Consider the following 12,249-nt stretch of genomic DNA (forward strand, 5'->3'; position numbering starts at 1 on the left):
GCAATATCGCAAGGTCTTAAGAGCGCTTGTTGCGCAATTGAGCACGCCCATGCCAACGATATCTGTAAGCGCTTCACCTATCGTGAGGTCACCACGGGACAGATCATCATGTTCGGCTTGACGGGTGAGCTCATTCCTTGCCCAGCGGCCATCACCGTTCTGCTGCTCCGCATTCAGGTCAAAGAACTCGCCTTGGGTGGCATGCACGTCCTGTGCTTCAGCATAGGTCTGGCGTTCACACTGGTCACCGTCGGTGTAGCGGCAGCTATTGGCGCCAAGCAGGCCTAGAACCGCTGGCCTTGGATGGGCACCGTTGCTCGTCGTGCACCTTATCTGTCCAGCAGGCTGATTATCGCAGTCGATCTCTACGTCGGCATCCTGGATCAGTCTGAACGCATAAGGCGACTCTTGAGTGTTTGAACTCACCAGCTACGTTGGTCTGTTCCTGGCGGCATTCGGTGCCGCCACGCCGCTTCGAATGCAGTCTGAAGCGGTGTTGGTCGGGATGTTGATACCCGAAGTGCCTAGTTTTAGCATCTGTAGCAGTAACCCTGATCTTGCCATCACAAAGCCAAATGCAATACCAGCCTATGGTCAAATCTTCCTAGATGTCACTTATCCACTGGAAAGTGAGCGTTCCCAGTGCAGCCATAGCAAGCACGCCTACGACATGAAGCGAGATAGCCCCAATTGCGGAAATGAACCGTTCCTTTTGGTTTAATGAGGCTGATCCTGCTGACGCTATTGAGAAAATAGCAAGTCCTATGCAAAAACTGGTGATGATTGCAATGTGCCATCGCGGGAAGAGAAGCGGCGAATCCGCCCAGAAGCCGATGGACAGGCCAATGAAGTACCCGCTGGCCAAATTCGCTACGAGCGTTCCTGCGGGCATGCTTGGAAACAAGCTCTTGAGCTTTGCCCCCAAAACACTGCGTAACCAGCCTCCTAGCGATGCGCTTATGGCGATGGCCATTATTGTTCTCACCACAGCTACCTAACTCCTTGCAGCTCTAGGGGCTGAGAGCTTACGTATGTAATGAATGAAGGAATAAGCAGGCAGGTTATCTACATGCCCCCGAAGTGAATAGGAAAGCACAGCATGCCTCCTTTCCAGGACTCATGCCTGCACCTCCGGTGAGGATGTGAGTCCGCCTCTGGGTTACATTCTATAGGGGGGGCGGGATGCTTCAAGTGAGAGCCTCTCTGGACAGGGAAACTCCGAGCAACTTGAGCAGTTTGGAGTCTTGAGCCGTGGCGACAGCCATTTTCGGCGAAAAACGGCTCATAAATACCGAACCCTTGGGCTCTTCAGTCCGGCTTACCTTACTACGAGCGCACCTCACCCAGGCCCAACAAGTGTTTTCGTACCATCACAAATTCGGCAGTGCAAACGGCGTGGTCAGATGAGCAGTATTTTTCATCAGCTCACGAAGTCGCACTTTCACATAACCTAACTGACGTTTGACCACCCGTAAGGGGGCTCGACTGTAGCAGGGATTTGGGCTTTGCAATACTCGATCTTGCGCTTGGCCTTGTAGAGCTGGCTTCCCCTATTCCGTTTGTAATAGGTGCTCCGCCGCGCGGTAATTTGCCAGATTACTTGACGATTTTCGTGCTCTTCACGCTTCTCAACGCCGATGTATCCCGCGTCGGCGTACATCGTGTTTTCGTTGCAAGGCAGCAGTTCGGCCCTAGGTGACCTCGGCCACGTTCGCGGCCCTACCGTGAACGTGATGAGCCAGGCGCGACTGCACATCGGCGCCGATATGCGCCTTCATTTCGAAGAAGTATTGGTTACCCTTTGTTGTCTTGTGCATATCTGGATCACGCTTGCCATCCTCGTTTTTAGTCGAGCGGGGCGCATGAGTAATCATGGCGTCGATGCTTGTGGGGTATGCTTTAAGATATAATTAGCGAAACACAGCTCTTCCATTACGCATACGCACCATTACTCAGCGAAATAGTTATCCAAATCGGCCAGATATGTAGTCTTCCGTTTGCTTGATTTTTGGCTTGGTGAAAATAATGTCGGTCAAATCATGTTCAATCAATTCACCCATAAACATAAAGGCGGTGTAGTCTGATACTCGTGCGGCTTGCTGCATGTTGTGAGTCACGATGATGACGGTGTATTGCTGTTTCAACTCCGTAATCAACTGTTCTATGCGTCCGGTAGAAATCGGGTCGAGAGCGGAAGTCGGTTCATCTAGGAGCAATACCTGTGGCCGTAAAGCAATGGTGCGCGCTATACACAGACGCTGCTGTTGACCACCAGACAGACCCTGTGCGCTTTGTTTGAGTTTATCCTTTACTTCGTCCCAAAGTGCGGCTCCATTTAAGGCTTGTTCGACACGTGCATCCATCTCATGACGGGATAGCGACTCATGGTGACGTACTGCATAGGCAACGTTGTCGTAGATTGACATCGGAAACGGTACCGGTTTTTGGAATACCATGCCGACATGGCTGCGTAGGCGATTCATCGAGTAACCAGAAGCGAGAATGTTCTCCCCGTTGAGTAGTACCTCGCCGCGCGCTTCCTGCTTTGGGTACATGGAGTAGATACGGTTAAATACCCGCAGCAGTGTCGACTTCCCACAACCTGAAGGCCCGATGATTGCAGTGATGCGCTTCTCTGGAATATCCATGTCGATGGACTTCAGGGAACGTTGGTTATTGTAAAAAAACTCTAGGCCACGAACGCGAATTTTAGTTCTTTCGTTGGTAAGGTCAAGGCTATTCATCAGGTCAACCTATTGCGCAAAAGTATCAAGCGGGACAGAAGACTTAGTATCAATACAAACAATGTCAGCACTAATGCTCCAGCCCAAGCCAGAGAGTGCCAGTCCTCGAATGGGCTCATGGCGTACTGGAAAATTACCACCGGCACGCTGGCAATCGGTTTAAGAAGATTGCTGCTCCAAAACTGGTTGCCGAATGCTGTAAACAGTAGCGGCGCCGTTTCACCAGTGATCCTGGCTAGCGCGAGAAGTACCCCGGTAACCACACCCGCTTTCGCCGCTCGCAATACGATTTGCAACGTCAACTTCCATTGCGGGACGCCTAATGCTAGCGCCGCTTCTCGCATTGTTGATGGTTGCAACTGAAGCATCTCGTCAGTTGTTCTTACCACTACCGGAATCACCAATAGCGCCAATGCCAGAGCCCCGGCGATGGCAGAAAAACCGACTTGGTGGTTTGTCAGCATGTTCAGCGGCAGGATGACGCCGGTGTAGATGAATAACCCCAGCACAATGGAGGGCGCCGAGAGCAGAATGTCGTTGATAAATCGGACTATAGTGCCTAGGCGCGAATGTCGTGCGAACTCCGCTAGCCAGATCCCTGCCATGAGGCCAATGGGTGTGCCAATCAGCAACGCGATGGCCGACATCAGAGCACTGCCGTAGAACGCATTTGCTAAACCGCCTTCCGTACCAGGTGGCGGCGTCATCTCAGTAAAGAGGCGGAAATTAAGCGCCTGAAATCCATTGACCACCGTAGTCAGCATAATCCAGACCAACCAAATCAAACCGAAGGCTGTGGCACCACAACTCAGCACCATCGCAAGCCGATTCTTGAATGTACGAATTTTGTAAAGACGTTCATTGCCAATCATAGGCCCTCCTTGCGAGACAGTCGCATAAGCATGAGTCGCGCTAAGGCCAAGATGATAAAGGTGACAATAAACAGCAGGAAACCCAGAGCGATTAATGCCGATCGGTGCAGATCGGTATAGGCCTCGCTGAACTCGTTGGCTATTACCGAAGCTATGGAGCTGCTCGGCATCAGTAATGAGGCCGAGAACTGATTGGCATTACCTAGCACGAAGGTCACCGCCATTGTCTCGCCCAAGGCCCGTCCTAACCCCAGAAAAACACCACCAACAACCGCAGACCGTGTGTAGGGAAGAACGATGTCCCAGACCACCTCCCAAGTGGTACTGCCTAATGCGTACGCAGACTCCTTGAGGGTTGTCGGGACACTGCGAAACACCTCATGCATTACTGAAGTGATGAATGGCATGATCATGATGGCTAGAACAATACCGGCAGTCAGCATGCCTATCCCTAATGGAGGGCCCTGAAATAGCGAACCAACCAAAGGTAACTCACCCAGATAGTCGTTGATCCAGGGCGATAGATGTTCTGCCATGAATGGCCCAAAAACAAACAGGCCCCACATGCCATAGATAATTGACGGGATTCCCGCCAACAATTCGATGGATGAGGCAATTGGCATGCGCAGCCAAGGCGGCGCGACTTCAGTAAGAAACATCGCAATGCCAAAACTGATAGGCACCGCTATAAGCAATGCCAGAAAAGACGTCATGAGAGTGCCGTAAATCGGCACCAAAGCGCCGAAGTGGTTATTGACAGCATCCCATTCCGTGCTGGTAAGAAAATCGAGGCCGAAGGTTCTTAGTGCAAGACTACCGCCCCACAGTGTCGAAGCCGCGATGCTTGCCAGCAGTAACAGCACCAACAGTGCAGCTCCCAGCATTGAACGTCTAAACCAAAGATCATGACGCTGATCGCGAGCGGCACGCGTATCAGTCGTCGCGTCGCTAATGTGAATGGTCATGGCCAGAGGTTGGACTGTGTCGTTCATCATATGTCTGCTCATAAACAAACCCCTTCGCCAGGCAAAAATTTGCTTGAAGAAGGGGTGTTTTAGGTGTTGCTGAATCAATGGGCGAAGTCAGATTTCCAATAACCTTCGATCCGCTTAACCAGGGAATCAGGCAAGGCTACGTAGTCCAGCGCCGAGGCCTGTTGCTGACCGTTCTCCAATGACCATTTGAAGAAGTTGAAGGCTGCTTGGCTTTGCTCGGCATTTTTTGGCTGTTTGTACATAATGATCCAAGTGGTCGCAGTGATCGGCCATGCGCTATCGCCGGGTGCGTTGGTCATGATCAGGCTGAAGTCCTTAGCGTTAGCCCAATCCGCAGTATCGGCAGCCGCTTGGAAGGCTTTGGAATTGGGTTGAATGAACTTCCCTGCAGCGTTCTTCAGCTGCGCGTGAGTCATCTTGTTTTGAAGGGCATAGGCGTACTCAACATAACCGATTGAGTTTTTGATTTGCTTTACGTAGGCGGAGACACCTTCGTTGCCTTTGCCGCCCACACCGACCGGCCAAGGCACAGTGGTACCGAAACCGACTTTAGATTTCCAACCATCACTCACTTTGGTCAGGTAGTTGGTGAAGTTATAAGAGGTGCCAGAGCCGTCAGAACGGTGAACGACGGTGATTTTACCGCCGGGTAGTTTCATACCTGGATTCAGTGCGACGATGGCCGGGTCGTTCCAAACAGTAATCTCACCAAGGAAGATTTTCGCCAGGGTCTCACCGTCCAGCTTCAATTGGCCTGCGGCGATACCATCAATGTTCATCACCGGCACGATGCCGCCAATGACACTGGGAAATTGGCCTAGGCCGCTGGCCTTGAGGTCATCAGCAGACAATGGGGCGTCGGAGGCACCAAAATCTACTGTTGCCGCCTTGATCTGAGCGATACCTCCACCCGAGCCAATCGACTGGTAATTGATGCGGTTGCTGGAGCTTTTGCTGTAGTCCTGCGACCACTTGGACAGTACCGGATAGACAAAACTGGAGCCCGCACCGGTAACATCGGTCGCATGAGCAACGCTACTCAGGCAGAGGGCAGCCAGCAAGACAGACAGGCTTTTTTTAGTCAGCAACATCACGACAACACCTCAATGGAAGGGTTTAAGTGGATTGACCCACCTAGTCAGAGAAGTGACGATTTAACTCCTTAAATATTTCTGTCTGATGACGATTGGGGTGTTGTTAGCAATATTTTGAAATAAATTTTAACAATTCGCATTCGCTTGCCTGAGCGCTGAAAAGCAGGCGGCACTGGGGTTCTAAGCCCAAACCGACGGAATTTGTCCATCTCGTCAAAATTGGCAACTACTCCCAGTCAATCCCAGCCAAAATGGCCTCCAGGTCAATCGGTTACCGCTTGTCGCGGAATGCAAGCTTGAACGCATGGTAGTGGGGCGCACGTAGATTCGGAAAAATCGTACGCTAAGACTTCGGTAGTCACATGACGTAAACAACCCGCGTGTAGGTGAGGCAGGAGAAAATCTGGCCCTACCCGCAACACCCGTGCTGCGTCTGAATCGGAGGGCATTTCGTAGAACCGAAGGAACAGAACACACAGCAGTCGCCGGGGTTGGGACGCAGCAGCGTGTTGCAGTTGCGGCACTCGTAGTAAAACTGGCAGGCGTCAGTCGGCATGGTTTCCTGCCGGGAAAATCCACAGCGCGGGCACGTCAACACGGACTCCAAGACAATAATGTTCAATGCTTACTTGTCCCCGGTTGCACGGATGCTCAGAGCCGCCTTGCCCGTGCTGGCAAGATGCGCGATAAGATGAATCGCGCTTTCCTCAGTGATCTTCAGCGAAGCGGCCAGGGTCGAAACATCCATCTGGCCCTTGCCTTCCATTGCCGTGAGCGCCTCGCGCTCCAGACTTTCCATCCACTCGCCGAATAGGGTATGGAGTTCCGGTGTGGTGAAGGCCGCCATTGAGGTGGTTTTATGCATGGCGGTTAACATCTCCGCGCACATTCCCATGCACATACCCATCATATTCTGCATGGGGTTACCTGCTTCGCCTTCCTTATGGCTACCCATCTGCCCCATCATCTTTTGCATCATAGCCATGGGGCCTTCGCCACCCTGGCCCATTGATGACATCATCTTTTTCATCTTGCCCATCATCGGGTTAGAGCCGTTGTCTTGCCCCGACTCGGATTCACTGCTCTCTTTGGTGTCTTGGTTTTTCGATTCCATCTCAAATCTCCTTTGCGTTGGATTACGTGAAATAAGGGAACGGCGTCAGGTTTTCTTGAAAATTGCCCCGTAGTGGTAGGGCGGCAGCTTGACCAGCCCTTCCAGTTGGAAGCCAGCCGGTTCAGCTACCGCGCGGGTCTCCTCTGTGGACATGCGAAGTTCCGTGCGTGGCCCGCGCGGCTGGCCCAGCACAGGCGTGTCTTCGCGTGCGATGGGATACCAATTGACGATTGCGAAGCGACCGGCGGGCTGGAGAGCGGCGGCGACTTCCTTGGACAGTGCGGTTTTGTCTGGCACGCCATGGAAAGTATTTGCGATCAAGACAAAGTCTACTGGGCTGGCTATCAGCCGGCTTAATTCCATCGCATCGCCGAGTAGCCAGTCACAGTTCGACATCCCGTCACAAGCGGCTTCCGCTTGCTCCAGCATCGCCGGGTCGAGGTCGAGGTCGAGGTCGAGACCGATGACGCGGCCTGGGCCAACCCGGCGGGCGATGGCTGCGGTGAAATAGCCGTCGCCGCAACCCAAATCGACAACGGTCATCCCGGATTCGATACGCAATTCCTTGACGATGCCATCGGGGTCGGGCCATAAGGCATGCCACCAGTTTTTGTCCGGCATCCCCGTAGCTTGAAACAATCGGTCTTGAAGCATCATTTGAGAATTCCTTGGCTATTCGAGATCTTTTTTCATCTGTTGATATTCCTCGCGGTTGATCTCTCCACGGGCATAACGCCGGTCGAGAAGTTCTCGCGCGCTTTCTTCTCTTTTTTCGTGTGTTTTATGGCCGCCGCACATGGGCAAACAGCCGCTCCGGAAGAGGAAGATCAGCATCACGATGAGAAAGATCAGTGGAAATATCCACATCCACGGAAACATGCCCCACGGTTCATAGTTCCACATAATTACGCTACCTCCTTGGTTTTTACCGCCGCCGAATTGTGTCTACCTGGGCGGCTACGCTGTTTGACCTCGCTTGTGACCATCGCATGGTGTGTGTCCAGCCACCGTTTCAAGTCCTGCAGGATGCGCAACAGTTCAGTGTAGGCGAGGCAGTAATAGATGAACGTCCCGCGACGCTCGGCACGGACGAAGCCAGCTTCACGCAACACACGCAAGTGGAACGAGAAGTTGGTTTGTCCCAAGCCCGTTGCATTTACAACGCTATCGTCAGGATCACTTGTTCATGGGCATTGCCATCATGCTCGACTGCTGATCCATCATTTTCATCATCATATTCATCATGCCCGTGCCGTCTTTGTTGCCGGACATGCCCATGCCATTACAGTTTTTCTGCATCATGCCCAGGCTGTCTTTCATCGTCTTCATGTTTTCCTGCATGGCGGCTTGACGCTCGGCAGGGGTTTTGGCGGCCGCTGCTTTGTCATGAGCAGCCTGCATTTTTTGCATTTGCGCAGTCATGGCTTTGTTCTGCATGGGCATTTCGCTTGTTTGAGCTGCCGTGGTCGACGACGACTCTGGCTGTGGTTCATCGGCGGCCGAGGCCATGAGTGGGCTGCTGACGAGAAGGGCAGCGAGGATCAGTTTCAATGACGTATGCATGGCAATCTCCAAAGGGTAAGGGCAACACAGGTAATACAAAGCCGCGCCAGAGTGGCGCAGCCAAGAAGTGCGGCCGGAATTCGGCGCGCAGAAGGTCGGTCTAAATGTTGAAGCGGACGAAAATCAGGCGAGCGGGCGGTCTGGCGGGCGCAGGGTGCCGCAATGCAAGAAAGGCAAAAGCAGAAGGGGTGGCGGGGTAAAAAATCAGCAGCGCAGGGATCAGTAACAGGAACGTCCAAATGGACAGGTCAGACAGTTGAAGATGCGGCGAGGGACTCACGGCAATCGCCGCATCGGCGCAGTGTTGGATACAGCCAAGGGTGTGGGCGTCGTGGCTATCGTCATCTTGCGCGGTGTTGAGCGAGACATGGGTTGTCGCGGGAGTGTGGCTTGGCTGTGTCAGGCATCCCTGGGTCGCGGCCATACCAAACGCTAACACCCACAGCACGATGGCGAGGCGTATGAACACTGGTTGGTGGTGGCGAAACCAGAACATGCAGCGTCTCCAACACTGATTGACGGGTGCTAATCTTTTAAAAATATCAGCACCTCGGAGCGCCGCGATTGATCCACATCAACGCATGCAACCGGATGTCGGTTCTTGTGGTGTGGCCAAATCGTAAGGTCAACGTCGACCTTTCGAGTTTTTACCCTTCTTTGCCGTTCCTTGCTATCAGTTTTTTGGGCGCAACTCTTTCATCGTCCATGTGTATTAAGGGGGCATTGAGTGCAAAGTGGTCACAGTGACGTGTTAATCAGCTGTTGAGTGAGCCTCCTGGGCGGAGTCACTCACCGCGCGGCCATGTGCTGCGGTCAAGACCGTTTGTAGGCGTTGGCCACGCCATGGCCACCCTTGAGGGTGGCAAGCGCGACAACAGTTTTACTGTTGTGCGGATAGACAACTGAAACCTGATTATCCGGCTCAGAGCGACGTCCGCTCGTCGATTTCTTACCTGGCCTCGTTGGCTTCTATCCCGAGTACAGGAACTGCTTGCCATATAATATATAAGATAATATATTGTTGTTATCTTAACTGAATACTGTGTCATGACTACCACCAAAGACGCTCTCAATATCCCGCAGCTGCGCGCGAATGCCGATGCTGCTGGTCAGCTACTCAAGGCTCTTGCCAACCCAGATCGACTGCTTCTGCTCTGTCAGTTATCGCAGGGAGAGCGCAACGTCAGCGACTTGGAGGCTTTGCTTGGCATCCAGCAACCGACGCTGTCTCAGCAACTCGCAGTATTGCGTCGGGAAGGTCTAGTGGAGACGCGTCGCGATGGCAAGCAGATCTACTACCGTATCAACAGCCCGGCAGCACTTGCCGTGATCAATACCCTTTACCAACTATTTTGTGCGGGAGACGCGACATGAGCATCGACTGGCTTAACTTCACTCCCTGGTCAGCCCTGTCCGGGGGTGCGTTGATCGGGCTGGCGGCCAGTGTGTTTGTTCTCGCCAATGGCCGTATTACTGGAATCAGTGGATTGCTCGGCAGCGTACTCCAATGGGGTAGTGATGGCTGGGGAGAGAAAGCGTTGTTTCTACTTGGCCTGTTGTTGGCGCCCTTGCTCTGGACGCTGTTTGCTGCCTTCCCGACGATCCAGTTCCAGACGGGCTGGGTTGGTTTGGTGCTGGCCGGTCTTCTAGTAGGTGTCGGCACCCGCTATGGCTCCGGTTGTACCAGTGGCCATGGCGTGTGCGGTATATCGCGCTTATCCCCGCGCTCCATCGCTGCAACGTTGTGTTTTATGTCTACGGGATTTGCCACGGTGTATGTCGTTCGTCATGTGTTGGGAGTCTGAGCATGGTCAAATTAACTGCTTTTTTTGCCGGGTTGATCTTCGGGCTTGGCCTGCTACTGGGTGGCATGGCGAACCCCGCCAAAGTGCTAGGCTTTCTTGACTTGGCGGGTGCTTGGGATCCCTCTCTGGGGCTTGTCATGGCTGGCGCTATCGCAGTGGCGATCCTGCCGTTCAATTGGGCCCGCAAACAGAAGCAATCCTTGCTTGGATCACCCATGCAGCTACCCGTCAAACGTGAACTGGACTCTCGACTCATTGTAGGCAGTCTTTTATTCGGTGTTGGCTGGGGCATCGCAGGCATCTGCCCTGGGCCGGCGGTGGCGATTTTGCTCACCGGACACTGGCAAATCATCGTGTTTGTGCTGGCCATGCTGGCCGGTATGTTGCTGTTCTCTGTGCTCGAAAACCGTCGAACGGATAGATAAGGAAATAGCCATGAAAGCAAATGTTGGAACCATCGACCGCATTCTGCGCGTTGTCGCAGGCGTAATTCTGATCGGTCTGAGCCTGGCTGGGGTCATTGGCTGGTGGGGCTGGCTTGGTGTTGTGCCATTGGCTACCGGCATCTTTCGCTTCTGTCCGGGCTATTCGCTTATTGGGGTCAATACCTGCAAGCGTTCTTAGCTCAGGGCTGTTACGGCGCTTGGGGACTGAGCGGTTATTAACGTTCTTGGCGAGCCCCATATTTAGTTAAACACGCTTCGGCGGGAAAATGCCAAGCGTGGACTTTGACTGGGTCAGGTGAGTGTAGGCGTTAGCCCTGTTTCAAGTTGTAACCTTCCAGCGGCAGAGGTCGCTAATGGATCGACTCAGCCGGTTGAGTTTCCTCGAATGACTCGGGGCACGATAGTTCGAACGACCGAGTTGCCCTAAGGCTTCTCAGGCTCTATTCACCCTTCAAAGGAATATCGCGGACATGACTATGAAAACTATTAGCGCCCATGGCACCCTCGGTTCAGGCTTTGCAGTCGAGGTGACTTGCGGTGAGCATCACGTCATCATGGATCAGCCCAAGCATGCGGCTGGACAGGATACCGGGCCTACTCCGCTGGAACTGATTCTCGCCGCGATTGCCGGATGCTTTGGCACCATTGGCCGCTTTCTTGCCCATCAGCGCAAAATTGAACTGCGCGGCATGCGCTTTGAAATTCAGGCTGATTACGACCCTGCCGGATTACTCGGGCGGGATCTTTCTGTTCGACCAGGATTTCAGGCCTTGCGAGTGTTGGTAGAGATTGATGCCGATCTAAGCCTTGAAGAAAAGCAGGCGTTTTTGCAAGAAGTAGAGCGTCGCTGCCCACTGGCTGATAATTTGACCCATGGCACTCAGCTATACAGTCAACTCGTAGATCGCGAATCGCCACAGACTTTGTAGGCGTGCACTACACCTCCCTGTTCCGCAAAGACAGCTCAGAGGAATCACTATGCAATCCAAGGAGCACTGGGAAAACGTCTACACGACCAAAGCCGCTGATGAGGTGAGTTGGTTTCAAGAGCATGCCGCACTCTCGCTCAAGTTCATTCGAGAGGCGGGTGTACCGCTTACAGCTTCGATCATTGATGTTGGCGGCGGCGCATCAACACTGGTTGATGATCTCTTGGCTAACGGTTATGAAAACGTCACGGTTCTTGACCTTTCCGGAAAAGCTCTTGCTACGGCAAAAGCCAGGCTCGGCACGCTAGCTTCGAAGGTACAGTGGCTAGAAGCGAATATCATCGAAACCAAGCTTGATTCGAACGCCTACGATGTGTGGCATGACAGGGCCGTATTTCATTTTTTAACCACTGCAGAAGAGCGGCATGCGTATGTCCAAGCTGTGCTTAGGGCGGTTAAACCAGGCGGTCTGGTCATCGTGGCAACCTTTGCAGAGGATGGGCCAAGCAAGTGCAGTGGCTTGTCTGTCATGCGTTACGATGCCAATGAGCTTCATGCTGAATTCGGTGAGCCGTTTATCATGCTTGGACATGAAAAAGAGTCTCACCATACGCCAGGGGGCAATGAGCAGAAGTTTGTTTACTGTTTTTGTCGCAAGGTCATCTGAGTCGTGAATCGCCCTTGCTC

The 12,249-nt window shown here is 53.1% G+C and carries 18 protein-coding genes and 3 pseudogenes; 8 read left to right on the forward strand and 13 right to left on the reverse strand.

Features of this window, described 5'->3' with window-relative positions; genetic code table 11:
• Window positions 1-45: 45 nt before the first annotated feature.
• Window positions 46-400: pseudogene (locus tag QN399_RS18905) on the forward strand (sulfite exporter TauE/SafE family protein); the annotation flags it as partial.
• Between the two features lie 12 nt (window positions 401-412).
• Window positions 413-520: pseudogene (locus QN399_RS18910) on the forward strand (DedA family protein); the annotation flags it as partial.
• Window positions 521-604: 84 nt separating this feature from the next.
• Here the strand turns inward: QN399_RS18910 and QN399_RS18915 are convergent.
• The 13 genes and pseudogenes from QN399_RS18915 to QN399_RS18975 form a co-directional block, all read right to left on the reverse strand.
• Window positions 605-988: a CrcB family protein gene (locus QN399_RS18915; protein ID WP_330201419.1), complete on the reverse strand. Its 384-nt coding sequence runs from the start codon at window positions 986-988 to the stop codon at window positions 605-607.
• A gap of 338 nt (window positions 989-1,326) precedes the next feature.
• Window positions 1,327-1,889, reverse strand: a pseudogene (locus QN399_RS18920) (IS5 family transposase); the annotation flags it as partial.
• 75 nt (window positions 1,890-1,964) lie between these two features.
• Window positions 1,965-2,744 (reverse strand): phosphate ABC transporter ATP-binding protein PstB, encoded by a 780-nt coding sequence (gene pstB / locus QN399_RS18925; protein WP_322178454.1) that lies wholly within the window; start codon window positions 2,742-2,744, stop codon window positions 1,965-1,967.
• Entirely contained in the window at window positions 2,744-3,616 is an 873-nt protein-coding gene (pstA, locus tag QN399_RS18930; protein WP_322178455.1) for a phosphate ABC transporter permease PstA, read from the reverse strand. Before pstA ends, pstB begins: the two co-directional genes overlap by 1 nt.
• Entirely contained in the window at window positions 3,613-4,608 is a 996-nt protein-coding gene (gene pstC / locus QN399_RS18935; protein ID WP_322183081.1) for a phosphate ABC transporter permease subunit PstC, read from the reverse strand. The genes pstA and pstC overlap by 4 nt, the downstream gene beginning before the upstream one ends.
• 77 nt (window positions 4,609-4,685) lie before the next feature.
• Window positions 4,686-5,702: a phosphate ABC transporter substrate-binding protein PstS gene (pstS, locus tag QN399_RS18940; protein ID WP_330201420.1), complete on the reverse strand. Its 1,017-nt coding sequence runs from the start codon at window positions 5,700-5,702 to the stop codon at window positions 4,686-4,688.
• Between the two features lie 412 nt (window positions 5,703-6,114).
• Window positions 6,115-6,327 (reverse strand): GDCCVxC domain-containing (seleno)protein, encoded by a 213-nt coding sequence (locus tag QN399_RS18945; RefSeq protein ID WP_322178457.1) that lies wholly within the window; start codon window positions 6,325-6,327, stop codon window positions 6,115-6,117.
• Window positions 6,328-6,330: 3 nt separating this feature from the next.
• On the reverse strand, window positions 6,331-6,819 hold the full coding sequence (locus QN399_RS18950) for a hypothetical protein (protein ID WP_322178458.1): 489 nt from the start codon (window positions 6,817-6,819) through the stop codon (window positions 6,331-6,333).
• A gap of 45 nt (window positions 6,820-6,864) precedes the next feature.
• Window positions 6,865-7,476 carry a methyltransferase domain-containing protein gene (locus QN399_RS18955; RefSeq protein ID WP_322178459.1) on the reverse strand — a complete coding sequence of 204 codons (612 nt, stop codon included), beginning with the start codon at window positions 7,474-7,476 and terminating at the stop codon, window positions 6,865-6,867.
• 15 nt (window positions 7,477-7,491) lie between these two features.
• A complete protein-coding gene (locus QN399_RS18960) occupies window positions 7,492-7,722 on the reverse strand; it encodes an SHOCT domain-containing protein (RefSeq protein ID WP_322178460.1) in 231 nt (76 codons plus the stop codon).
• 2 nt (window positions 7,723-7,724) lie between these two features.
• The gene (locus tag QN399_RS18965) at window positions 7,725-7,964 is read right to left on the reverse strand and encodes a hypothetical protein (protein ID WP_322178461.1); all 240 of its coding nucleotides are present in this window, start codon (window positions 7,962-7,964) and stop codon (window positions 7,725-7,727) included.
• A 31-nt stretch (window positions 7,965-7,995) separates the two neighbouring features.
• Entirely contained in the window at window positions 7,996-8,382 is a 387-nt protein-coding gene (locus QN399_RS18970; RefSeq protein WP_322178462.1) for a hypothetical protein, read from the reverse strand.
• 100 nt (window positions 8,383-8,482) lie between these two features.
• Window positions 8,483-8,878, reverse strand: coding sequence for a hypothetical protein (locus tag QN399_RS18975; RefSeq protein ID WP_322178463.1), 396 nt, complete (start codon window positions 8,876-8,878; stop codon window positions 8,483-8,485).
• A gap of 551 nt (window positions 8,879-9,429) precedes the next feature.
• Here QN399_RS18975 and QN399_RS18980 point away from each other — a divergent pair.
• From QN399_RS18980 to QN399_RS19005, 6 genes are all read left to right on the forward strand, one after another.
• On the forward strand, window positions 9,430-9,756 hold the full coding sequence (locus QN399_RS18980; RefSeq protein ID WP_322178464.1) for a metalloregulator ArsR/SmtB family transcription factor: 327 nt from the start codon (window positions 9,430-9,432) through the stop codon (window positions 9,754-9,756).
• Window positions 9,753-10,187, forward strand: coding sequence for a YeeE/YedE family protein (locus QN399_RS18985; protein WP_322178465.1), 435 nt, complete (start codon window positions 9,753-9,755; stop codon window positions 10,185-10,187). Before QN399_RS18980 ends, QN399_RS18985 begins: the two co-directional genes overlap by 4 nt.
• Window positions 10,188-10,189: 2 nt before the next feature.
• Complete coding sequence (locus tag QN399_RS18990; RefSeq protein WP_322178466.1) at window positions 10,190-10,612, forward strand: DUF6691 family protein; 423 nt, start codon at window positions 10,190-10,192, stop codon at window positions 10,610-10,612.
• Between the two features lie 10 nt (window positions 10,613-10,622).
• On the forward strand, window positions 10,623-10,811 hold the full coding sequence (locus QN399_RS18995; RefSeq protein WP_322178467.1) for a DUF2892 domain-containing protein: 189 nt from the start codon (window positions 10,623-10,625) through the stop codon (window positions 10,809-10,811).
• 292 nt (window positions 10,812-11,103) lie between these two features.
• A complete protein-coding gene (locus QN399_RS19000; protein WP_322178468.1) occupies window positions 11,104-11,562 on the forward strand; it encodes an OsmC family protein in 459 nt (152 codons plus the stop codon).
• Window positions 11,563-11,611: 49 nt separating this feature from the next.
• Complete coding sequence (locus QN399_RS19005; protein ID WP_330201421.1) at window positions 11,612-12,229, forward strand: class I SAM-dependent methyltransferase; 618 nt, start codon at window positions 11,612-11,614, stop codon at window positions 12,227-12,229.
• Window positions 12,230-12,249: the final 20 nt, after the last annotated feature.

This window comes from Pseudomonas sp. 10C3 (assembly GCF_036346185.1).
In the GTDB taxonomy this organism is placed as follows: Bacteria; Pseudomonadota; Gammaproteobacteria; order Pseudomonadales; family Pseudomonadaceae; genus Aquipseudomonas.